Below are 21,456 nucleotides of genomic sequence, written 5' to 3'. Positions count from 1 at the left end.
GGACCGGGCCGAGAAATCCAGCATGCAGAGTTCAGCCCTGCCGCCGGTAGTGCCCGACCAGCGCCAAGAGCGACGACATCACCACCCGCTCGGGATGCCGATGCCCTCGGCTTCCAAGGCGCGGGTCCCCACCCAAGCAACACGATTCCCTTCTCACCACGCATGTGCCGTATCGCGTCATCGTGCCTACCTGCCACGCCGATCAACGTGCCCTAAAGCTCTGGATCTCGGCTATCACAGACTCCGGAAAGAGAACGAAATTCCGTGTATTGACGCGAACTGCTGACGATGCGAAGTTCGTAGTCGTGCAACCCATGCAACATTCCCCAGGAGGATCTCATGGAGCTGCAATTCATCGGCAAGGACCCGGAGTCTGGCAAGGACGGGTCACCGACGGTCTTCGTTGACCCCACCAATGGGGATCTGGTGGTCCAGGGCTGGATCGCTGACAGTCCGACCCGGTCCGGTTGCCTGGAGGCCGGTCCGATCCCCGATCATGAGACGGTTGTGCGGATGCCGGCCCGGATGGTCGCGACAATGAGGGAGGCATGTGATGCCGCCGAGCGTGCCGACGTTCCTTGACATGCTGGCCAACTGCAATACCTCGGCCCTGCACCTGGAGATGCGCGACATCTACGCAGTGGCCGACGAGGCCGAGGACTTCGAGGCCTGGAAACGCGGACACCGCACCGACTGGGACGACCGCGACTCCTGGTGGCACCCCTACTACCAGGCCGTCTCCGAGGCTGTGGCCCGCGGCGTGACCGTACGCCGCGCCCGCGTGATCTCTGAACCCGTCAGCGACTACATCCGCTACGAGCACTACATCACCGAGGCCAACATCCGCGCCGGCGAGCAGGTGCGCTGGCTCCCCCGTCGCCAGGCCACCGACATCGCCCTACCCGGCAACGACATCTGGCTCTTCGACGGCCGCAGGGTACGCATCTACCACTTCAGCGGTGACGGCGTCCTCCTCGACCAGGAAGTGAGCGAGGATGTCGACCTCGCGCGCCTGTGCGACTCGGCCTTCACCCAGGTGTGGGACCGAGCCACCCCCCACAGCGACTACACCCCCTCCTAGCCACACCGCCACCCACGATGCCAACGTCCTCGTCTTCCAGCGCGCAGGCCGCCCGTGCCGCTGTCGCCGCACGACTCCGCGAACTGCGCCTGGAGGCAGGACTCAGCGGCGTCGAGTTAGCGCAACGCTGCGGCTGGCACAAGGCCAAATGCTCCCGAATCGAGAATGCGCGTACGCCCCCCTCTGACGCCGATATCAGGGCCTGGTGCGCCGCCTGCGGAGCTGAGCGCCACACCGAGGATCTCATCGCCTCCTCGCGCCACGCCGAGTCGATGTTCGTGGAATGGCAACGCAAGCAGCGCACCGGCCTGCGACGGCTACAGGATTCCTACCTGGAGCGCTATCGCGATACCACGCACTTCCGTGTGTACTCTCCGGACATCGTGCCTGGCTTCGTCCAGACACCTGCCTATGCAACGGCGTTGCTGTCGTCCATCACCGAGTTCCGGAAGATTCCCAACGACGTCTCAGCGGCGGTGGCCGCCCGCACCCGGCGCTCCCAGATCATCCACGACAGCCATCGCCGCTTCGCACTGATCGTCGAGGAGTCGGTGCTGCGCTACCGCATCGGCGATACCGAAGCGATGACGGGCCAGTTAGGCCACCTGCTGTCGATCATGTCGCTTCCCGCAGTCTCGCTGGGGATCATCCCCTTCTCAGCGTCGCGGCCAATGTGGCCGCTGGAGGCCTGCTACATCTTCGATGACCGGCTAGTACAGGTCGAGTTACTGACGACTGACGTGACGCTCCGCGCCCCTACAGAGGTCGCCACCTACCTCAGAGCCTTCGACGAACTACACAAACTCGCGGTCTACGGGGAGCACGCGCGCAATTTGATCACGTCGGCGATCGCAGAAGTCAGTGGACCATAGCGCAACTTCGTGCAACTCCATTGAGGTTGTCATAAGCGCCTGACTACGTTTGTCGCACAGTCGTTGGCGGCACATTCGCCGCCGATCGAGTCGCGATTGTCGCCCCTGAAACCCGAAGGAGATCGTGTGAACCATCAGCTCACTGCCATCGCGACACCCTCAGCACCGTCAGCCACTACGGCCCAGATGACCGAGATCATTACCCGGGCCCTGCCGGAGGGCGGTATCGACCGCATGACCGACGAGCGCATCGAAGAGATCCTCGCCGTTCCAGCGCTCACCGCCCACCTGTAGTCCACGACCGAACACACCGGGGGTCAGGCAATTGGAGTCCGGGATGCACGACTGGAATAAGAGAGTCACCCTCCTGTTCAGCGCCGGTGCGCGGCAGCTGAAACCGGTGCCGGATCTGACGCTGGCGGAGCTCCTGCTGGCTAACCGTCTCCCACCGTCGTTGTTTCAGGCTTACGAGGTGCCCGGCGACGGATCGTTGAAGCCCATCCCCATGACCTTGACCCTCGGACAGGTTCCCGAGGACCGCACGGTCCTACTCCAGTGCATGCGCAACACTGACATTGACGCGCTGCGCCCCGCGGATATCGAGAACGTGTGGCAGTCTGACGAACCTACGACGGCGCTGCTGGACTTCCAGTACGCCGATGACAACAGGAACCCCGGGCATCGGGCCCACCTCGTGGACGACGCAGACATGCGCGAGATCGTCTTCACCAAGATCGCCAATTTCCTCGCCCACCAGGAGATCCCCGTACCGCTGGTCGCAGGCATCTCCGGAGGCGGCGACAGCAGCAGTCTCGTTCAGGGCATGGACCGCCACGCGAGCGAGCACAATTTGGATCCGTCCAAGTTCACGTGCTTCACGCTCGTAATGGAGCCGCTATGGCCCGAGTCAGCAGCTCAGCGGGCCCGCGCGCTGTGCGCCGAGGTTGGCTTCGAGCACGTCGTGCTGTATCCCGAGGACACAACCACTCTGGTAGAGATGACCGGCTCACCTCGCGCACTATGGGCGCGGTTCGAGCAGGACTACGGCGTCGATTCCTCCCACTTCTTCGGTACGTTCTTCGTCAACCTTGTAGGGCGCGCGCTATGCCGCCAACGCGGCGCAGGTCACCTGCTGGTGGGGTACCAGCGCGAGGATGTCATGGCCGAGCTACTGTTCCTGCTAATGAACGGTCGCCGGCCGCTGCCGTTCCCGCGCCGCCGCACCGGGGAGGTGGAGGTGGTAATGCCGGTGTGGGATGTGCCCAAGAGCCTCCTGGACGCCTGCTATCCCAGAGTCAGCGAGTGCAACTACGCCGAGCGGGTCGACTCCACCGCAGTGCGACGCTCATCCATCTACTACCTGGCGCACTGCCTGGACGCCCTGGTCCCACAAATGTCGCTGTCGCTGATGAACGGCATCAAGGCCCTCATGGAGGAGACCGGAGGTTGGCAGAAACTGTCGCACGTAAGTACGACGCCGCTGCTGCACACCGGCTACGGCGATACACGGGCGCAGTCCAACTTGGTCGAACTACTGCTGGAGCACTTCCCGCAATGGCGCTCGGCCACCGCCCGCCGCCAGTAGGCTTGTCACTCAATCACGCAGCGTAATGCAGGAGGCCATATCCATGGGTCAGGCCGCCCAAGCACCTTCGGGCACCCGCGACTTCCTCGCCGACGACCTGCGCCGTCGCAAGGCGGCTGTCGCCGCCGTTTCCGAGATCTTCGAGCGCTACGGGTTCGACCCGCTTGAAACTCCAGCCTTCGAGCGACTGGAGGTTGTCACCGGCAAGTACGGAGAGGAGGCCGCCAACCTGCTGTTCAAGATCCTGCGGCGCGGTGCCCATGAAGCCGGCGGGCAGGCCGACCTGGCGTTGCGCTACGACCACACAGTTCCCCTGGCACGCGTCATTGGCACCCACGGCTCCAAGCTGCCCTTCCCCTTCAAGCGCTACGCCATCGGCCCCGTGTGGCGGGCCGATCGCCCCCAGGAGGGCCGCTTTCGCGAATTTGTTCAGTGCGATGTGGACACCGTCGGCTCCCACTCGCCCTTGGCCGATGCCGAGATAGTCCAGGCCGTCGCCGACGGCTTGGAGGCTCTGGGGGTGATCGACTTCCGCTTCCTGGTCAACAGCCGCGAGGCGCTGCGCGGTCTGTTGGAGGTCTACAACGTCGACACCTTTCTCAGTGACGGGGTACTAGCTAGTCTGGACAAGCTCGACAAGTTGGGCGCCGAGGCCGTTGTCACGGAGCTGACCGAGCGTGGGATATCCGCCACAACGGCTGAACGGCTCGTCACCGATATAGTGGCCGACAGCCCTGACCTCATTCGCGCCAAGTTGGAAACCAACCCGCGTGGCAAGCAAGGACTTGCCGATGTCGACCGGTTGCTGGAGCTGACTGGCGACCTGGAGGGGCGCATCGCCTTTTCCCCACGAATGGTGCGCGGGCTGGACTACTACACGGGCGCCATCTGGGAGGTCGAGGCCGCCGGCTACCCCGGCGCTGTCGCAGCCGGAGGCCGCTACGACCGATTGGTCGCTGCGCTCGGTGGGCCAGAGGTGCCCGCGGTCGGCGGATCGGTCGGCATCGAGCGCATCCTGGCGGTGCAGGAGCCGGAGTCGGGGGGCGACCACGGACTCGATGTAGCGCTCACCGTGCTGGAAGACTCGGGGGGCGAGCTTCTGCGGTTGGCCCGCGAGCTTCGCCGCCACGGCCTGCGGGTGGGGACCTACCTGGGATCCTCGACCAAACTCGGCAAGCAGCTCACGTGGGCAAACGCCCACAAGGCACGTGTCGCCGTGATCCGTGGCACCGAGGAACAGTCAGCCGGTGCAGTTACCGTGCGCGACATGACATCTGGAGAGCAACAACGAGTGGCCGACGCCGACGCAGCCCAACGCATCGAAGAGCTGCTGCGCGACTGACCACCCGCTTGCCGTTGGGGCACCAGACGGGCGCACCGGCTCGTGTTTCGACAACGCGGTCACCGAGAGCTTCTTCGCCTCCCTGGAGACCGAGCTGATCGACCGCACCCGCTTCGCCACCCGCGCCGACGCCGAACGCGAGGTGTTCTCCTACATCGAGGGCTTCTATAACCCGCACCGACGCCACTCGGCCAACGGCCAGCTCAGCCCCGCCGAATATGAACGTCGCCACACCCAACAGCCCCGAGAGGACCCCACCCACCTGGCCGATGCTGCCTGAAACCCAAGCTCACAGGCGTCTACCGAACCGAAGCAACTTCAACCCTCCACAATTCTGGGATTGGCGTTGCAGTGCTAGGGATCTTGCAGGAGAGTGAGCTGTACAAACCCCCGCACCAATCCGAACCTCTCCCGCAAGAAAGTGCAAGAACATGGCTGACGAGCGGTGGACCCGCTTCGCCAAGGTGGTGAAATTCCACCGAAATCGCACCGACCTGTCCCAACCCGCCCTCGCTCGCAGCATCCACGTAGGCGAGTCCACAATCGCCGCCTACGAAACCGGCCGCCGCGCTCCCAACCGGACCACCGCACAGGCCATCGACCAGGCCCTATCCGCTGGCGGGGCGATACTCCACGTCTGGGACGAACTCACCGATGAACGCGAGATACCCGAGGACTGGCGCAACTTCGAAAAGGTCGAACAACAGGCGACCGAGATACGCGAGTACCAGAACGTGGTGGTTCCTGGCCTCTTGCAAACCGTGGACTATGCACGTCAGTGCTTGCAGAATCTGCGCCTCTGGAATGATGAACGCATAGAGCACCTGGTCAGACAGCGCACGCAACGTCTGGAAGCCGTGAGCGCCGTCTCCCTGACCTTCGTGGTTGACGAGATCGTGCTCCGCCGAGCCCCAGGCTCACCTAAAGTCCTACACGCACAGCTCGATCACCTGATAGAACTCGTCAGCGCCAGAGTGATCTGGCTATCCGTGTTGCCCACGGACACCCTGACGCATCCGGGGGTGTCATCCTTCCGGATCATGACTCTGGCCGATGGCCGGTTGGTAGGACATGAGGAGTACATCAGCGGGGTCCATGTCGCTACAGGCCCCCAGGCCAACGGTCTAGTCACTCTATTTGGGAGCCTTCAGGCCGAGGCCCTGAGCACACGAGAGTCAGCGAAGCTAATCGAGTCGATAGGGAACGCACTGTGATGGATGGAAACTGGCACAAGTCCAGCTTCAGCGGCGCCAACCCAAACTGCCTGGAGTGCCGCAGCAATGGCCGAAGTGTCGACGTTCGTGACACCCAACACCGCCACCTCGGCAAGCTCACCGTGTCCCGCGCCGAGTGGGCCGCCTTCCTCCACGCCATCCGCACCCACGAGCTATAGCCACAGGCTGCCCGGGGGCACGCGCCCACCAGCCGCACCACCCTTCTTGTCTCCCGCGGCCAACAATCCCCCGGAGACAGGCCAAGCTCCCAAACCGAGTCCTCCAATTACCGTCATTGCGGTCGCTGGTTCACTGCTGGCGGCCTCGAGGAGTTCTGAGGTGACGCGTGGGACTATCCCTCGGGAATCTCCTGGCTGCGCCCTGACAGGCGCAGTCGACACAGGCCCTGCTATGGGGACGACGAGGGGACGTGCCTGTGCAACTCGACCGAGGAATCCCAACTCAGCCCCCGGACGGCGACACCTGGTACGTGCACACCGTGTGGCTGGCTCCTCCCAGGCCACATCGACACGGGGAGTGTGCTTCCCCACGTCGCACTCCCGTTTAGCAAGGTCCTCATCAAGGACGGCCCTCCCGACAGGATCGACTACACGTCCCGATACGGCAGCAGGCGCGGCCTCGGAAGTTGCCGCGCTCAAGTCGGTCATCGGGTCCGAGGGAGAGACCGGAATCGAAGACTCCGGGAGCACCGGGTTCAACCTGTCCACCAATGCCCAGACCGGCGGTAGCGGTGCGGAGGAAACATCGCTGCGAAGTCCGGGGGGCATAGTCGAGCTTACATGTCCATAATGAGGTCGTTAAGAGTCCTCTATAGGGACCTGTTACTATGCAGATTCGTTGGGGACCGCTTCCAGGTTTGGGGACGCTGAGGGGGTTGGATGCCACCGCAGGTGGCTGGCAACACGCGGCTCAAGGCAGCCCGCCAGCATGCTGGGTACTCGTCGCAGCGTGCCTTCGCTGATGCCCTGAATCGCGTGGCGCAAGCCTTGGGTCTATCCATCGAGGTGAGCCTGCGGCAGGTTCGGCGTTGGGAGTCGGCTACACCACCCTGGCCGCGGAATGAGTATCAACAACTGCTTACACGACTACTGCACCAGCGCATCGAAGACCTCGGCTTTGCTCCCCCATGGGAGACCAGCCCACAGGCGCAGACGGCGCACTCCGATACTCGGTCTCGACATAGTGGATCTCGCGCTGCTCCGGGACTCTCCCTACACTGGTCCGGGAAGACGGATGTTGAGCTGCCTGCGACGGCCGGTACGGACTTCGCCGAAGTGACAGCCGTACACCGTCGCTTTTACTCGGTTGCGGAACCGGCCTCTCTCCACGCGGCTGCTCAGGCACATGCCGCGCTGGGGCTTCGACTACTCGAGTCGGCGCCAGGAGAAAGGTGCCCCTCGCTGGCACAAGCCCTCGCCGAAACTTTTCTCCTGGTCGGGCGCCTGGAGTTCTTCGATCTCGATCGGGCGGAGGATGCGGATGAAACGCTGCTTCGCGCGCTTCAGGTCGCCGGTGAAGCCGGTGACGCGCTCCTCGGGTCTGCGATTCTCGCGCACTCCGCCTTCATCCCTGGCTGGGTAGGGCGCCGCAGCGAAGCCGCCGAGCGAATGCGTGCCGCTCGCGCGTATGCGCGACGGGCTAATACGCCTGCGGAGTTTCTGGCCTGGCTGGATGCCGTTGAGGCCGAGTGCGAGACCCGGTGTGGCTACCCCCAGGAGGCGCTGCGAATCATTGCCGGCGCTGAAGAGCGGTTGGGTGACCCCACAGAGGTTCCCGTCCCCGAGTGGTTTACGTGGTTCACCGAGATACGGTTGCGCGGTTTCAAAGGCAATACGGAACTCATGGCCGGATATGCCTCCCAGGCCCGCACCACGCTCAGCCAGGTATTGGAGGATCTTCCGACTGACAACGGAAAGCAGCGCGCCGTCACACTCGCTGACCTCGCCCATGTGGAAGTAGCCGCAGGCAATCCCGAGACAGCCTGCACCTACGCCACGATGGCACTCGAAGAGCTCAACTCGACCTGGTACGCCACCGGTATGCAGCGCATCCTGCACGTCCGGGATGCCTTGCACCCCTGGGCTGGCTCCGAAGCCGTACACCGGCTCGATGATCGACTGTACGACTGGCAAACGACAGTCAGGGCTCTTCGGCGTTGAATACGGCAACTCGCTCGGGAAGCTCAGTGAGCGAGTCGATGCGCATCGTTGCTAGGCGATCGGCCTCGGGATCATGCTGTTGAATTACGCCCCAGGGGCCTCGACGGATCAGTGCAGTGTGTAGACCTGCTTCCACAGCCGGACGGATGTCGTTGTCCAGCCGGTCCCCGACATACAGAATCTCATCAGATTCGTAGGGTGCTGCCTGCACGACCTTGGAAAAGAATGCAAGGTCGGGCTTGGCCACTCCCCAATCATCAGAGGTGGCGATCATGTCCGTGGGTAGATCCAGCGACCGTAGGATCTCTCCGGCCCGTGCCGTCTGATTCCCAGCGACCCCCACCCATAGCCCACGCCTGCGTAGCTCCTGCAAGGAAGCACGAACGTCGGGGTACAGGTCTTCTTCCCCGAAACTCTCCGGCACCCCCTCGGCAGCGCGCTTGGCCCGGGCCTCAGTGAGATCGAAGCCGGGCTGGAAGACCTGGAAGGTCTCCCGATAGTCACGACCCTGGGCGATCACTGCGCCGAACATGGCGGAAAACGTCTGGCGCGGCACCCCAAGCCAATCCGCCCACATCCCGTACTCACGGGTCTCGTCCACCAGACACTCGCCTACATCGAACACCACTGCGCGAATCACGGTGGACATCCTAGGCGAGCTACACCGTGCACACGCCAGTGAGTCCCGCCTTAAACCGGACGAACAGACAAACAATGAGTCCTAAAAACTTCCTCTAAACACCCCAATTAAGTCCTTTTAGAGTCCGCAAGCACGTGTCACTCTGCGTGTGGTGTATAGATCCGAGAACTTCCAACACGAAGCTTTCCGCCACCCCTATTCCTCTGACCAGGCTCGACGTCAACCTGACGGACAGGTGGTCGAGGTTCGGAGTGAACCGAAGAGTCGCACATCCTTACCCCCTACCGAGGAGGAGTGCGCAATGCAGCTCGTTGCGCCCTCCATAGCGCCCCACAATCTCGCCGATAGCCGAAACGGTGCCGATGGACAGCTCCGGAGGGGCGTGTGGGAGTTCGAGATTCCACGAATGCTACCCACCCCAGGTCCTAGGCAGACGGGCAGGGTGAAGGTCAGGCGGATTTCCGACCTGACTCCTGCCCCGGTGGGAACGGAGCGGGAGTCGTGACGCGTCCGCGGCACCGTGTGCACCGGGAGACCACTTCCTATGCATGAGGTTGACCTAGCCCTCGCTGATTCATGCTTGAGAGTCTCTTCCGAATCGAGCCACCTGGTTGAACATGTGTCATCGACAGTGGCCCCGCCATGCCAGAAGGTGCATTGGGCCTCGAGTCCAGACTGGGGGCTGTGGCTGGAGAACACCGTCGCGCTGACTGGTGATGAGGTCGACAAGGTCTTCGCCGATCGGCCCGTGCTGTCCTTCCCGCATGGCGGGCCACAGCTCGCCATCGTGGAGGAGTCGGCAGGGCTACTGCGGGCAGTTGGACGGTATCGGCCAGACAGCGTTCCGGTGCGCATGGAGGTGCGCGCAGGCGAGTGTCTCACGCGGCTCCTCATACCCGCTGACGAGCCGCAGGCGGTGAGGTGGGCCGACTATGCGGCACGGGTGTTCTTCGCATCGCGGATGCTGGCCGACGGTTGGCGGATGCTCCACGCCTCGGCAATCGCACTCGACGGCACAGCGGTGCTCTTTCTTGCCGATCAGGAGGGAGGAAAGTCCACACTCGCGCATCGCGCCTGCGTAGAGCTTGGTGCTGGGTTTCTCGCGGATGACCTGGTGCTGATCTCAGCCGAGGGGATGGTGGTGGGCTGGCCGACCCGGATTGCTGTTCCGGCGGAGCTGGTGAGGAACGCCGACGAGACCTCTGGTCTCATGCCAGCAATAGGACAACGCAGGCGGGTTGCGTTCACGCCAGTCGAACACCGTTCCGTATCTGGCATAGAGTACTCGCCGCCGGTGCCGCTGGGGGCCCTGGTATGCATACAGTCCGACCAATCCGCCACTGACCCCCTGCGCGCGAGCGTTCTGGCTGGCTGTTCGCGCGAGAGCTTCGTGGTAACGGCCGCCGATGTGCCCGCGCAACACTTGTTCGTGAGCGATCTGGTCGGTCTGATGGGCGGCCCACGTTCCGGCTCCGGCGGGGAGCCCGTCGCAGGGACCGAAACGTCTTGGCAGGTGCCCGCCGTGCTCCTCACCGTCGGAGACATGGCTGGATTCGCGCGAGCACCGGTGTGGGAAGTTCTGGCGCCGCTGCTGTCGGAGTTCGGGGAGCGGTAATGGGGAACCTGTTCTATGTGGACAGCGCCAGCCGGACACTGACCATGGTGGCGCCCGGCCAGCTCGCAACCTGGTGGCCGGAGATGAGCGCCCACATCCCCGGAGCCACCCCTGAGGGAATCGCCCCATATGCCGGCACGGAAGCCGACCTCACCGTTCCCGCCGGACTTGGCTCGCAAGACATGCGGCGGTTGATCAACGCCTCGCTGCACCGGTTGCACCTGGATCACGACACGCTCAGCGTGCATGCCGTGGCTTTGGAGCATCCCGACACCAGGGAGGCGGTTCTGCTGCTGGGGGGACATGGAAGCGGTAAGTCCTTGACCGCGGTGGCGTTGACGTTGCGCGGTTGGCGCGTTCTGGCTGGTGACGTCGCTCTGCTCGACATCGCACCGTCTGGAAGCACGCCACGGGTGCGTGGTGGCACCAGCGCTTTCGTGGTTCGCCGGGCACCGGTTCGGCGATGGTTCCCACAGTTGGGAGTAGGGGCGGACGGGCCAGACAAATTCGACCTGTCCGGATGTGCACATTCCGTCGGCGGGAATGGAGCCGTTATGCCGAAGCGGGTGGGGGCCGCTGCCGTGGTTGATGTGGACGGCGACCCGGCCGTGAACCACGGCTACCTGCAGCGGGTCGCTGCTCACACGGCTGCCACGGTGTGGCTTCGGGCCTGTGCGCATCTTCTCGACCGTGTGCTGGAGGAGTCGGACACGGTGCTACGCGAGGTCGAGGACGTCGCCGCGGCGCGGCACCGTACAGGGCTTGTTCGCGCACTTGCTCGAACGGTGCCCGTGTCCGCCATTTGGGGCTCCCCCGCGGGGGTTGCCGACCAGGTGGAACGCCTGGCCACCCAAAGGAGCTGAGGGGAGAGCACCATCGACATGGCGAGGATTCGCGCACTCGCGGTCGACTTCGGCGGGACGCTGGCCCACTCCACCCCCCGCGTGGAAGGACGCACAGTGGCGCGCGTGCTCAGCGGGAGCCTCGGCCTGCGACTGCCCGAAGAGTTCGCTCTCTCGTTCGACATCGCCCATCGCCACGCCTGGCAGGATGACCGGGCCAGCGGCGCTCATACCCTGTTCTCCCGGGTGCTGACCATGGCCGCGCACGGGTGCGGTGTCCATCTGCCTGACCCAGACCGTGCGAGCGAGGTCGTGTTCTCCAGCCTGCCCGACGGCCAGGTCGACGCCGAGGCGGCCGGTGCCGTGCAGAGCCTTTCCGCCGCAGGGCTGAGGTGTGTGCTGGCGTGTGACTCCCAACGTCCGGAGGCGGTTCGCCGCCGCACCCTTGAGGAGGCCGGCATCGGCGCGTGCTTCCACGCTGTCGTGCTGTCGAGCGAACTGGGGTGGCGCAAACCTCACCCGCGGTTCTACGCCACGGTGATCGCGGCGGCAGGGCGAGAGCCCGAGGAGATCGTCTTCGTGGGCGATACACCCGCCAAGGATGTGCAGGGACCGCGGGCCCACCGCATGGAAGCGGTCCTGGTCGCCCCGCCCGAGAAGGTAGCCGCCCTCGACCCTGGGGTTGGGGTGATCCGACGCTTTGCCGAGCTACCGGCCTACCTGGAGCAGCGTTATGGTCTCTAGTACCTGTCCTGTGCCCCGGCATCCTGGCGCTCGTGTCGTCTTGTGCGACGGACAGGCAGAACTCCTACCTGCCCACCCGACACCGCCGGGGGCCGTTGCCGGGTACTTCAGTGTTCTCAGCCCAGGGACCGAACGCCGCCACCTGGCCACAACTGCCTTCGGCCGGGCGCGTGAGGCGGGATACATGAGCCTGGGGCGCGGCGGCGACGACGCCTGGATGGTGGCGCCGGTTCCCCATGGCGCCGCGTTCGATCCGGATCACCCGGGGATCGTGGCTTGTGCGCCGGGAACGCGGGTTGAGGTGGCGGCGCTGGCCCGATTCCAGCAGATGGCCCTGCTTGGCCTGGACCGTCTCCCCGTGGGCGTGGAGCTGGACGGGGCTGTGGTGCTGGGCTCCGGCCCGGTCGCTGTGGGATGTGCGTTGGAGCTGCACCGCCGGGGTGCCCGCCCGATCCACGTGTGCACCGCGCGGCGCAAGGCAGCCATCGAAGGCGTCCCCGGAACGCGTATCGAGGCCCAGAGCGGGGTCGCACACCTGGTTATCGACGCCGCAGGTGATCCCCAGCGTGCGGTGTCGATGCTCGCTGCCGGCGGGGTCCTCGGACTGCTGGGAACCCCCGAAGAGGCGGCTACCATCGCCGCTGCGCAAGCACACCGCCAAGGGTGGACCGTGGTCGGCATGCACGAACTCGCCGACCACCACCCCGGGCGCTACCAGGATGCCTATGCCACCGTGGCCGGGTGGCTGGCCGCCGAACTGGACTCGGGGCTCGTCGCCGCGTGGTGCCGGACAGTCCCCGGTCACCGCGCCCCCGAAGTGTTCGCCTCCCTGGCCGAACCGGAACGCCGCCTGCCGGAGCCGGTGATCCTCTTCGACTGGAGCTGCGATGCCTGAGTCGTCTCCGATCGGGTTGTACAGCATCTCGGTGCGTGGGTTGGACGTGGAGGAACTGCTGGAGTGGGCGTTCGAGAATGCCATCCCCTTCCTGCACCTGCGGGGCGGCCCGCGGGGCTTCGACCTCGCTCACTGTTCTGCCGATCAGCTTGAGCGCTGGCGGCAGAAGGCGCTGCGCAGCGTGCCGATCACCGGGATAACGGCCGATGTCGACCTGGCCGAGCTGGTCGATGGAGATGAGCCCACCCGCAGGGGCGCCTGCGACCGGGTGCACCGGCTGAGCGCAGCGGCCGACCGCCTGGAAGCACACTGGGTACGCCTGCTCGCTCGCGTCCCATTCGCCCGCTTCCCCGAATTCCAGTGTCAATCGGTCCTTCCTGCCCCGGCTGTGCCGTTGCTGGTCGAACTCCACCACCCCAGGTGGTTGCATCCTGATGCCTTCGCCGCCCTTGAGGCTCTGATGCGCCAGCACAGGCATGTGCGGGTGCTGGCCGATACTGCCCAGCTCGGCGCTGCCCTGACCCAAGGGGGGAACCGCGACGTGGCCGCCGCGGTCCTGGAGTGGTCGACGGTCCTCCACCTCTCCGATGACGGCGCGGGTCTGGTAGCACCTCCTGCGCGGGAGGAGATCGCCGCGCTGGCCGCACACCGCATGGCCTGCGGCCAGGCAATGGAGGTGGCGCTGGAGTGGACCGGCCCCGACCGCACCCCCCAGGCGTGCCTGGAGCACTACCGCTCAGCCCTGGCGTGGTGGGTCCGGATTCGCCACCAGCCGGGACGCACTTAGGAAGGTCGGGCGCGATGAGCATCAGACCGGCTCGGCCGTGGGTGGTCGTCACCTCCTATCCGGCCTGGTCCAGCCCCTACTTCGCCGCGATGGCCCGGCACGCCCCGACTGAACTCGCCCTGGAGTTCACGCCCGACCTGGACCGACTGCCGCAGAGCGGCGCGGGTGTGGTCAACCTGCACCGCCTCAAACGCCTCTACCGCACCAGCGACGGCACACCGACGGTACAGGGCACCGAGCTTATGCTGCAGCGCTTGGTCGAACTACGCCGAGGCGGGTGGCGCCTGGTGTGGACCATCCACAACCTGCTCCCGATCGACGGGGCCCCTCCCGGTGAGGCTGATCGTCGGGCCGCCCGTGGTGTCCTCGATCTGGCCGATGCGGTCGTCACCCACACCCGCGCCGACGCCGCCCACATCGGCCGGCTGAGTGACACGCCGGTGACCGTGGCCGGCTGGGGCGGCGCCATCGCCCCACCGGCCCCTCCGCCCACCCCTGTTGCGGAACTGGCCGAACGTATGGCCAGCGGCCCCCTGTCGGTGCTGATGCTGGGCAATCTGGCGCCCTACAAGGACGCCTGCGGCGTCGTCGACGCCTTCCTGGGCGACAGCCCTTCCGCTCGGCTGTTCATCGTCGGGCCCTGCCCCCAGGGCGACCTGGCACAAGAGCTGTTGGCACGGGCCCACGACAGTGACGGCCGCGTGCACCTACACCTGGAACGTGTTGCGCCCGAGCACCTCGGTGCGCTGTACCGGGCGACGGACGCTGCCCTGTGCCCCTACCGCATTGACGGGCCCTGGGAGTTCTTCTCCCGCGTGCTGTACCCCTCGTCAGTGGCGACCGCGGTCGAGTTCGCCACCCCGGTCATCGCCCCCGACCTGCCCGCCATCCGCGAGATCACCGAGCACCACCCGTGCCTCCTGTACCCGCCCACCACCGGGCCGGGATCGGCGCTCGCCGCCGCCGAGGAGCACACCTGGCCACAACCCGCCCCCGAACGGTCCCAGGGTTGGAGCACCGTCATGGCGGCCTACCTTGACGTAGCGAGGACACTGCCGTCCGTAACACCCCACCGTTAGCGTGAGCACCCGATCATCCAGAACCACATCCGGAGGACCACCGGTGACGAGCGAGCCGACCACCACCGAGGCACACCAGGCCATCACCGCGACCTTGGCCCAGGACTACGCCATGGAAGACACCACCCTGGCCCGGCTGCCCATCGGGCAGGGCACGGTGAACTACCGGGCCGACTGGCACGGACGCGACTACTTCGTCAAGCACTACCCCCTCGAGGCCGACCTGGAGGCCGAGACCCAGGCGATCGACCTCACCGAACGCGCCGCACACCACCAGGTCCCCACACCACCTCTGGTGCGCACCCGCGCAGGACAGGCGATCAGCCGCCGCGGCACCACAGCGATCTCGGTCTGGGAATGGGCACGCGGCTGTCCCATCACCGACGGGTTCAGCCCCACCCAGCAGAACGCCGCCGGCCAAGCGCTGGGACGCATCCACCGCGCCTTCGCCAACCACCCCAACAGCACGGCGACATCTCCGGATCTGGAGAGCTGGCTGAACCCCGACCTGGCCAGGATCGAGACCACGATTGCCGACCTGCTGACCCACATCGCCCAGCGTGACCAGCGCGACGACTTCGACCAGGTGGCCGAACAGACCCTCACCGAACGGCGCCAGGCCCTGCGCGAGGTGCCCACCCTGCTCGACGGGCTGCCTACGCTGACCACCCAGGTGCTGCACGGCGACTACAGCCCCGTGAACCTCCTCTTCGACGGCAACCACCTGAGCGCGGTGACTGACTTCCGCCCACCCCAGCCGTTCCTGATCGCCTACGAACTCGGCCGCATCGCCTTCGACCCACGCACCGTGGTCCTCGACGCCGACTGGATCACCGCAGCCTCCCGGCTCATCGCCGCCTACCTGGAAACCCACCCCGCGGTGCGTGGCGAGGATGTGCGCGCCTGTGCCCGGGTGGCCCTGCTGCAACTGCTGACGAGCCTGTACGGGGTCAAGCAGCACTACCGCAAACCGGGCCTGCACCAGAAGGACCTAGACGACTTCTGGCTGCTGCGCCACCGCGCCAGCACCCAACTACTCGACCACCTGGAGGCCGCCGAGGAAGCCCTCGACCAGATCACGCGACGGTACTAGGCAACCCCCGCACCACCCACCCGAGGAGCCTCATGACTCGCCCCCCAGCCGAGGCGCCCCGCCACGCGTGGCATGTGCTGCGCGGACCGGTCACCCCGCCCCAAATCCTCAGCGTCGCCGAGGACGTTGCCGCCCGGCACAACCTCACCATCCACCACAACAGCGACGATGCGATCCACCTCGTTGCCACCGATATGGCCTCCCCAGCGGTGAGCGTGCTCTGGAAACCACTGCCGCCCCAGCCTCCCCACACGGTGGGCTACCAGCTCACACCGCCCGACCAACGCGAGATCCTCATCCAGTCCGGCCCCAGCTGCACTCCGGATGCAGCCCACGAGCTGAGCCAACGCCTGGATACCCTGCGCCTTCCCTACACCGACACCGAAATTGAGAGCATCACCACCGCGATGCCCCTCCTGGCGCACTACAGCAGCGCCGAGCCCGCCTTCAGCGACTGGGCGCTGCTGTTTCGCGACCACTACCTGGAGCACAGTGTCGGCTTCGTCCTGGCCATGGAAAGCGCCGGCATCCCCGCAGAGTGGATCTACGCCCTGGCCAAAGGCGACCGCACCTACAACCGGGAACGGATCCACGCCACCTTCCTCGCACGGGGGTACCAAAGCGGCCTTCTCGACAACTCCGCCATCAACACACCGCACGCCCACAGCACCAAACTGGCCGAAGCCACCGCTGACATCGACGCCTTCATCGACACCGCACACGCCGCCGGACGCAAGGTGCTCGTCGTCGACGACGGCGGCCTGCTGGCCCACGGCTACGGAGCCACCAACGCCGAGCGGCGGGTGGATGCGGCGATCGAACTCACCGTCAGCGGCATCAAGCGCATCGCCCAGGCCGGCCCGTTGGGCATCCCGGTGTTGAACATGGCTCGCTCACGCACCAAGACCTTGCTGGGCTACCCCGAGATCGCCGACTCCTGCCTGCGCCGCCTGCGCACCCTCATCGGTGACCGCAAGTTCATCGGCCGCCAGGTCCTCCTCATCGGCTACGGCACCCTCGGCTGCCGCCTGGCACCGGCGCTACGTTCCCTGGGCTGCCGCGTCGACGTGGTCGACACCGACCTGCCCACCCTCATCGCCGCCGCCGAAGCCGGATACCCCACCCACCGCAGCACCGCAGCCGCCCTGCAGACCACCGCCCCGTTCCTGGTCATAGGAACCACCGGCGAACAAGCACTCACCGAGGACGAACTGTGCCTCCTACCCGACGGTGTGCTCCTGGCCCCCTTCGCCACCCGCGACTTCTCGATCTTGGCCGAGACTCGTCGGCCCGTCTCCGATATCCCCGGCATCGGATGCCACATCCACCTCGCGGGTGACCATACGGCGGTGCTGCTCGGCGACGGCCGCTCAATGAACCTCTTCGAGGCCGACTCCATCCCCAACCAGGGATACGACGCCTACCGCGCCAGCGCCCTGATCGCCGCCAAACACCTGTGTGCCAACACCGACCGGGTTCCGCCCGGCCTACACCACGACCCTGCCGACGCGGCGATCGAGGCCGCCGGGCTCTTCGATGCCTACTACGACCGCTACCTCGCCCATCCCACCCACCGTTCGCAAGCCGCGGGGATGACAACACGCCAGCGCCGTCAGATCACCGCCTGCGTCGTGGGCTACGGCAACGCCGGCCGCCTACACACCCGGATCCTCAACGAGCTGGGCGCGGACATCACGGTCATCGACCCCAAACACCAGGACCTGCCTAAAGACCACCGTTCCTTCCCCCACGACGTCGCCAACCTGCCCACCACCCGAGCCGCCGAAGTCGACCTGTGGTCCATCTGCTGTCCCACCGCCGACCACATGCCGGTACTGCGAGCCGTGCTGAACCACAACCCGACCGCCCGCGTGCTCCTGGAAAAACCCGCCTGCCAGGGCAACGAGATCGAGGAGTTCACCGGCCTGCTGGCCGCTTATCCTCTCGCACGCGTCCTGGTCAACGACCAGTACCAGCACTCCACGGTCCTGCCCGCCTTCACCGACCTCATCGCCGAATTCGAAAGCCAGGCGCCCATCACTCACGCCGCGATCACCTTCACCAAGGACCGCACCGCCGACATCGCCAACGGACGGTTCATCGACCGCACCTACGGCGTCCTGGGATACGAATGGCTGCATATGCTCGCCGTACTGTCCCGCGTTCTGCCCACCCCCCTCGCCGATGCCTACTTCGCCTCCACCCCCGAGCAGGCCGAACTCTGGGCCACCTACGACCCCCGCCTCTTCGTCGCCGCCCTCACCGAACGCACCACCCTCAACCATCCCAGCGGGAACCACACCCGCCTGGAACTCGCCTCCTCCATCCTCGGCCCCAGCATCCTGCTCGGAACGGCCCCACAACCACGCCCACCCTGGCGCCGCGAGATCCGCACCGCCGACGACCGGCACCGAAACGTCCGCTTGGAAGCCGGCACCACCCGCTTCACCCTGCACCTTGAACCCGTCACCGCCCCCGGAGGATGGCAACTGGAACGCAACCACCACCGGCTCACCGCCGAGCGCGACACCAACCTGATCTACGACGAGGTCCTGGAAGACTCACCCCTGTCCACCGCAATTCGCTACGCGATCGCGACCCTCCTGGACGAAGCACCCTTCCCCGAGGCGAACCTGGCCCCGCTCCACCGCATCGCCGCACTCGCCGAGACCCTACGAGCCCGCGCACCGGGCAGAATGTCCACAGCGGGGACCCGGGCATCTCCCCCAACACACACTGATGTCCCAGGATTCTGCAATGCCCTATCAAGCGGCTCGGGGTAGGCGGGGCCGGCGAACGGTGGATCTGGCATGCGATGCAGCGATGATCAGAGCAACAGATCTCCCCGTCCATCCGATCTCACGCGGTAGCATCGTCGGTCGCCTCTTCGATTGCGGCAAGGGTGCTCGGTGCTGCCCGAAGTGGCTGAGCTCAGGCATGTTCCAGTAATTCCAGAGCAATCAGTGTCGGACTCAATGTGGCTCTGGACAGACGACACGTTCGCCGAGTCACTCGAAACCGCCCTTATCCCGCCCGTGGCCCGCTAACGTCGCTCCCATAGACCACGACCTCAATGGCCTGATCTGGAACGCCGACCACGATGGGATCGACCACGTGGGCGGCGCCGTAATCCATAACGGTGTGCACGTGCTCATCCTGCGCCGCAGTGGCAGGGACAGCTTCCTGCCCGGCATCGAGGAACTGCCCTCCGGCGAGGTCGAACCCGGCCAGGACGTTGTCCAGGTCTTCGCTCGGGAACTCGCCGAGGAATGGGATGGCACCAACCGCTCCAGCTCGAGCCGGGCTTCGTCGCCACCTTTTCACCGTCAGCCTTGTCCACGACGGAGCCCAAACCTTCTTCTCCGCCGAGCACACCTCCCACCGCTGGGTCAGCCGTATCGGACTGACTCCTCACGTCCGGTAAAAAGAGAGGCGTTCCCCGTACAAGTTCGACTCTTTTCCCTGTTCAACGAGTCGCGACCACCCGATCCGCGACCGGACCTCGCAGCCGCCGGGGGCTCGGGAGTGGCCTAGATCCAAATGTTCAGTGGGTGGGGTATGTAGAGCATCGTGTCAGCGATCCACCCCCTCCGACCACAGTGGGGCCGCGGGCGGGGTCGCACCTGACGGTGCTCCAACCGCACCGCGGCCAACAGTGGACTCAGCCGGTTTACGCGCTCCGGCCATGCGGTGGCAAACGGGGGATGGGCCAGTTCTCCGGGATCACGGGGTTCAGGGGGTGGGTGGTTGGGGGTGTCCGCACCAGGGGCAGGTGGGGCTCTGGCCGGTGGTGGGGTGGGTGCACAGGCCGCAGCGGGGCAGGCGGGCCTGGGCGCGTTCCAGGGCCTCCTGTTGGGCCTGAAGCTCGCGGTGGCACTGTTCCAGCGCTCCGGCGGCGAAGTGCGCAGCGGCGGCCAGGCGCCGCAGCAGACCCACCGAGTCCGCCACATCCCGCGCCCCGGCCGAGAACACGAACTCCGTGCCCGCCACGGCCAGGGCCACATTGCGATGCTCGTCATCCACCGCGGCCCACGCCCGCCGCGCCAGCCCGCCCGGCTCCGCGTTCCCAGGGCTGCACTCGGGGTCTCGGGGAGCAGGAATCACCGCCCACCACCTCCCCCACGCACCAGCTGACCCAGCAGCTGCGGGCCAACCAGGCCCGCCAACTCCCGCCGCGCATTCGCCTCCGCCCGCCGCAACTCCGCGGCCAACACATACGGCCGCACCAGCCACCCCCGGCCAACCGACGCGCGATACCCCCGCACCAACCGCACCGCAACTACCATGTACACATCCATCTGGACACCTCCCAGGTGGGCCACGCCCCGGGGAGTGGGACTAGCACTCGCCGGGGCTCTTTTTGTTCGGATGGCCCCACACTGCAAGATCCCTAGCCACAAAGCTAGAGATGATCAGTTATCAACAGGTTTTGAAATCGACCGTGTTGACACTGAATATTCAGCACTATGCTTTGACCATGGGATACCAGAAGCAGGAAGCGGACCTGAGGTTTGGACGAGAGCTCAGTCGCCTGCGTAGATTGTCTGGATTTACTCAGGACCGCCTGGCTCGGTCGGTCGAGTGCAGCCAAGGGCACATCGGCAACCTTGAGCGCGGCGATCGCTCCCCCGACCTACGTCTCGTTGCTGCACTTGACCGTGAACTGGAAGCAGAAGGGCGTCTGGAGCGACTCTGGAGCCAGCTAACCAACGTGCGTGAACCCGCATGGCTGGATGACCTGGCCAACATTGAGCGTGAAGCCATCACCCTAGCGGAGTCCCAGATCGGCGTTATTCCCAGTTTGCTTCAGATACGCGAGTATGCAGCTTCTGTCATCCGGGCGACGTCTCCATGGATGACAAAAGGAGAAATCAAAGAGAGCATCGATTCCAGGATCGAACGCGCCGAGCGTTTCACCTCGTCCGAATATCCGACATATCGAGCTGTACTGGACGAATCGATCGTCCGCAGGCATCTCGACGACCGGGAGGCAACAGCCAAGCAGCTGTCCCATCTCGTGGACCTGATCGAGCGCGACCGCATCTCACTCCAGATCGTGAAGGCCGGCTGTCACCCGGGCCAGATAGGACCGTTTAAGCTGATAACGTCCCCAGCGGCACCCGATGTCGTGTACGTCGAGTCCGCGCACGCGGGACACATCATCGACGATTCGCTACAGGTGCATCAGTTCCGTCTGCTACTGGGTGACCTCCAAGCAATCGCGCTGTCTCCGCCAGAGTCCCTAGCTCTGGTTCGTGCTGAGTTGGAAGGATTGAACCATGACTGAGTTCGGCATCTGGCACAAGAGCAGCTACAGCGCCGCCGCACACCAGGACTGCGTCGAGGTCCGCGAAAACCCCCACACTGTCGACCTGCGCGACACCCAACACCGCCACCTCGGCAAGCTCACCGTGCCCCGCACCGAGTGGACCGCCTTCCTCAACGCCGTGCGCACCCACGAGCTATAGCCACCGACACCCCGGGGTA

At 65.6% G+C, this 21,456-nt stretch carries 24 protein-coding genes; 21 read left to right on the top strand and 3 right to left on the bottom strand.

The genetic code is table 11. The annotated features are described in order from the left end of the window. Positions 1-339: 339 nt before the first annotated feature. The 10 genes from RIF23_RS16105 (at position 340) to RIF23_RS16060 (ending at position 8,274) form a co-directional block, all read left to right on the top strand. Positions 340-582: a hypothetical protein gene (locus RIF23_RS16105; protein ID WP_310913379.1), complete on the top strand. Its 243-nt coding sequence runs from the start codon at positions 340-342 to the stop codon at positions 580-582. Beyond that, a complete protein-coding gene (locus RIF23_RS16100; RefSeq protein ID WP_310913378.1) occupies positions 554-1,081 on the top strand; it encodes a DUF6879 family protein in 528 nt (175 codons plus the stop codon). Before RIF23_RS16105 ends, RIF23_RS16100 begins: the two co-directional genes overlap by 29 nt. Continuing rightward, positions 1,039-1,953 carry a helix-turn-helix domain-containing protein gene (locus tag RIF23_RS16095; RefSeq protein WP_310913377.1) on the top strand — a complete coding sequence of 305 codons (915 nt, stop codon included), beginning with the start codon at positions 1,039-1,041 and terminating at the stop codon, positions 1,951-1,953. The genes RIF23_RS16100 and RIF23_RS16095 overlap by 43 nt, the downstream gene beginning before the upstream one ends. A gap of 126 nt (positions 1,954-2,079) precedes the next feature. Next, positions 2,080-2,247: a hypothetical protein gene (locus RIF23_RS16090; protein ID WP_310913376.1), complete on the top strand. Its 168-nt coding sequence runs from the start codon at positions 2,080-2,082 to the stop codon at positions 2,245-2,247. Between the two features lie 43 nt (positions 2,248-2,290). Beyond that, positions 2,291-3,538, top strand: a complete 1,248-nt coding sequence (locus RIF23_RS16085) for an asparagine synthase-related protein (protein ID WP_310913375.1) — start codon at positions 2,291-2,293, stop codon at positions 3,536-3,538. A 43-nt stretch (positions 3,539-3,581) separates the two neighbouring features. Next, positions 3,582-4,880: a histidine--tRNA ligase gene (gene hisS, locus RIF23_RS16080; RefSeq protein ID WP_310913374.1), complete on the top strand. Its 1,299-nt coding sequence runs from the start codon at positions 3,582-3,584 to the stop codon at positions 4,878-4,880. Further along, entirely contained in the window at positions 4,813-5,160 is a 348-nt protein-coding gene (locus tag RIF23_RS16075; RefSeq protein WP_310913498.1) for an IS3 family transposase, read from the top strand. Before hisS ends, RIF23_RS16075 begins: the two co-directional genes overlap by 68 nt. 151 nt (positions 5,161-5,311) lie before the next feature. Beyond that, on the top strand, positions 5,312-6,094 hold the full coding sequence (locus tag RIF23_RS16070) for a helix-turn-helix domain-containing protein (RefSeq protein ID WP_310913373.1): 783 nt from the start codon (positions 5,312-5,314) through the stop codon (positions 6,092-6,094). Beyond that, the gene (locus RIF23_RS16065; protein ID WP_310913497.1) at positions 6,094-6,273 is read left to right on the top strand and encodes a DUF397 domain-containing protein; all 180 of its coding nucleotides are present in this window, start codon (positions 6,094-6,096) and stop codon (positions 6,271-6,273) included. Before RIF23_RS16070 ends, RIF23_RS16065 begins: the two co-directional genes overlap by 1 nt. A 732-nt stretch (positions 6,274-7,005) precedes the next feature. Continuing rightward, the gene (locus tag RIF23_RS16060; protein WP_310913372.1) at positions 7,006-8,274 is read left to right on the top strand and encodes a transcriptional regulator; all 1,269 of its coding nucleotides are present in this window, start codon (positions 7,006-7,008) and stop codon (positions 8,272-8,274) included. Here RIF23_RS16060 and RIF23_RS16055 read toward each other — a convergent pair. After that, positions 8,255-8,923, bottom strand: coding sequence for an HAD family hydrolase (locus tag RIF23_RS16055; RefSeq protein WP_310913371.1), 669 nt, complete (start codon positions 8,921-8,923; stop codon positions 8,255-8,257). The two genes, RIF23_RS16060 and RIF23_RS16055, sit on opposite strands and share 20 nt — an antisense overlap. A 610-nt stretch (positions 8,924-9,533) precedes the next feature. Between RIF23_RS16055 and RIF23_RS16050 the strand changes: the two genes are divergently transcribed. The 9 genes from RIF23_RS16050 to RIF23_RS20855 all read left to right on the top strand — a co-directional run bounded on the left by RIF23_RS16050 (position 9,534) and on the right by RIF23_RS20855 (position 19,503). Beyond that, the gene (locus RIF23_RS16050) at positions 9,534-10,529 is read left to right on the top strand and encodes a hypothetical protein (RefSeq protein WP_310913370.1); all 996 of its coding nucleotides are present in this window, start codon (positions 9,534-9,536) and stop codon (positions 10,527-10,529) included. Continuing rightward, the gene (locus RIF23_RS16045) at positions 10,529-11,392 is read left to right on the top strand and encodes a hypothetical protein (protein ID WP_310913369.1); all 864 of its coding nucleotides are present in this window, start codon (positions 10,529-10,531) and stop codon (positions 11,390-11,392) included. The genes RIF23_RS16050 and RIF23_RS16045 overlap by 1 nt, the downstream gene beginning before the upstream one ends. 18 nt (positions 11,393-11,410) lie before the next feature. Beyond that, a complete protein-coding gene (locus RIF23_RS16040) occupies positions 11,411-12,115 on the top strand; it encodes an HAD family hydrolase (RefSeq protein ID WP_310913368.1) in 705 nt (234 codons plus the stop codon). A gap of 184 nt (positions 12,116-12,299) precedes the next feature. Further along, positions 12,300-13,010, top strand: coding sequence for a hypothetical protein (locus tag RIF23_RS16035; RefSeq protein ID WP_310913367.1), 711 nt, complete (start codon positions 12,300-12,302; stop codon positions 13,008-13,010). Then, positions 13,003-13,797 carry a hypothetical protein gene (locus RIF23_RS16030; protein ID WP_310913366.1) on the top strand — a complete coding sequence of 265 codons (795 nt, stop codon included), beginning with the start codon at positions 13,003-13,005 and terminating at the stop codon, positions 13,795-13,797. Before RIF23_RS16035 ends, RIF23_RS16030 begins: the two co-directional genes overlap by 8 nt. 14 nt (positions 13,798-13,811) lie before the next feature. After that, entirely contained in the window at positions 13,812-14,876 is a 1,065-nt protein-coding gene (locus RIF23_RS16025) for a glycosyltransferase (protein WP_310913365.1), read from the top strand. A 43-nt stretch (positions 14,877-14,919) separates the two neighbouring features. Then, positions 14,920-15,969 carry a phosphotransferase enzyme family protein gene (locus RIF23_RS16020; RefSeq protein WP_310913364.1) on the top strand — a complete coding sequence of 350 codons (1,050 nt, stop codon included), beginning with the start codon at positions 14,920-14,922 and terminating at the stop codon, positions 15,967-15,969. Positions 15,970-16,001: 32 nt separating this feature from the next. Continuing rightward, on the top strand, positions 16,002-18,752 hold the full coding sequence (locus tag RIF23_RS16015; protein ID WP_310913363.1) for a Gfo/Idh/MocA family oxidoreductase: 2,751 nt from the start codon (positions 16,002-16,004) through the stop codon (positions 18,750-18,752). Positions 18,753-19,083: 331 nt separating this feature from the next. After that, on the top strand, positions 19,084-19,503 hold the full coding sequence (locus tag RIF23_RS20855; protein ID WP_407659486.1) for an NUDIX domain-containing protein: 420 nt from the start codon (positions 19,084-19,086) through the stop codon (positions 19,501-19,503). 198 nt (positions 19,504-19,701) lie between these two features. On the opposite strand, the gene RIF23_RS16005 is transcribed toward RIF23_RS20855, so the two are convergent. Together RIF23_RS16005 and RIF23_RS16000 are read right to left on the bottom strand one after the other, a co-directional pair. Continuing rightward, positions 19,702-20,073 (bottom strand): hypothetical protein, encoded by a 372-nt coding sequence (locus tag RIF23_RS16005; protein WP_310913361.1) that lies wholly within the window; start codon positions 20,071-20,073, stop codon positions 19,702-19,704. After that, complete coding sequence (locus RIF23_RS16000; protein WP_310913360.1) at positions 20,070-20,267, bottom strand: hypothetical protein; 198 nt, start codon at positions 20,265-20,267, stop codon at positions 20,070-20,072. Before RIF23_RS16000 ends, RIF23_RS16005 begins: the two co-directional genes overlap by 4 nt. 110 nt (positions 20,268-20,377) lie before the next feature. On the opposite strand from RIF23_RS16000, the gene RIF23_RS15995 reads away from it, so the two are divergent. Beyond that, positions 20,378-21,256, top strand: coding sequence for a helix-turn-helix domain-containing protein (locus RIF23_RS15995; RefSeq protein ID WP_310913359.1), 879 nt, complete (start codon positions 20,378-20,380; stop codon positions 21,254-21,256). Next, positions 21,249-21,437, top strand: coding sequence for a DUF397 domain-containing protein (locus RIF23_RS15990; RefSeq protein WP_310913358.1), 189 nt, complete (start codon positions 21,249-21,251; stop codon positions 21,435-21,437). The genes RIF23_RS15995 and RIF23_RS15990 overlap by 8 nt, the downstream gene beginning before the upstream one ends. Positions 21,438-21,456 lie beyond the last annotated feature (19 nt).

Source organism: Lipingzhangella rawalii (assembly GCF_031628175.1).
GTDB lineage: Bacteria > Actinomycetota > Actinomycetes > Streptosporangiales > Streptosporangiaceae > Lipingzhangella_A > Lipingzhangella_A rawalii.
Note: the sequence above shows the minus strand (reverse complement) of the source record. Positions and strands in the feature narration are given on the sequence as shown.

Bases quoted from the DNA above. Each gene is read 5' to 3' on its own strand.
- RIF23_RS16070 (WP_310913373.1), top strand. From the start codon at position 5,312: ATGGCTGACGAGCGGTGGACCCGCTTCGCCAAGGTGGTGAAATTCCAC.
- RIF23_RS16025 (WP_310913365.1), top strand. From the start codon at position 13,812: ATGAGCATCAGACCGGCTCGGCCGTGGGTGGTCGTCACCTCCTATCCG.
- RIF23_RS16100 (WP_310913378.1), top strand. From the start codon at position 554: ATGCCGCCGAGCGTGCCGACGTTCCTTGACATGCTGGCCAACTGCAAT.
- hisS (WP_310913374.1), top strand. From the start codon at position 3,582: ATGGGTCAGGCCGCCCAAGCACCTTCGGGCACCCGCGACTTCCTCGCC.
- RIF23_RS16015 (WP_310913363.1), top strand. From the start codon at position 16,002: ATGACTCGCCCCCCAGCCGAGGCGCCCCGCCACGCGTGGCATGTGCTG.
- RIF23_RS16045 (WP_310913369.1), top strand. From the start codon at position 10,529: ATGGGGAACCTGTTCTATGTGGACAGCGCCAGCCGGACACTGACCATG.
- RIF23_RS16030 (WP_310913366.1), top strand. From the start codon at position 13,003: ATGCCTGAGTCGTCTCCGATCGGGTTGTACAGCATCTCGGTGCGTGGG.
- RIF23_RS16105 (WP_310913379.1), top strand. From the start codon at position 340: ATGGAGCTGCAATTCATCGGCAAGGACCCGGAGTCTGGCAAGGACGGG.
- RIF23_RS16085 (WP_310913375.1), top strand. From the start codon at position 2,291: ATGCACGACTGGAATAAGAGAGTCACCCTCCTGTTCAGCGCCGGTGCG.
- RIF23_RS15990 (WP_310913358.1), top strand. From the start codon at position 21,249: ATGACTGAGTTCGGCATCTGGCACAAGAGCAGCTACAGCGCCGCCGCA.
- RIF23_RS16035 (WP_310913367.1), top strand. From the start codon at position 12,300: ATGAGCCTGGGGCGCGGCGGCGACGACGCCTGGATGGTGGCGCCGGTT.
- RIF23_RS16040 (WP_310913368.1), top strand. From the start codon at position 11,411: ATGGCGAGGATTCGCGCACTCGCGGTCGACTTCGGCGGGACGCTGGCC.
- RIF23_RS16065 (WP_310913497.1), top strand. From the start codon at position 6,094: ATGGATGGAAACTGGCACAAGTCCAGCTTCAGCGGCGCCAACCCAAAC.
- RIF23_RS16000 (WP_310913360.1), bottom strand. From the start codon at position 20,267: ATGGATGTGTACATGGTAGTTGCGGTGCGGTTGGTGCGGGGGTATCGC.
- RIF23_RS16055 (WP_310913371.1), bottom strand. From the start codon at position 8,923: ATGTCCACCGTGATTCGCGCAGTGGTGTTCGATGTAGGCGAGTGTCTG.
- RIF23_RS15995 (WP_310913359.1), top strand. From the start codon at position 20,378: ATGATCAGTTATCAACAGGTTTTGAAATCGACCGTGTTGACACTGAAT.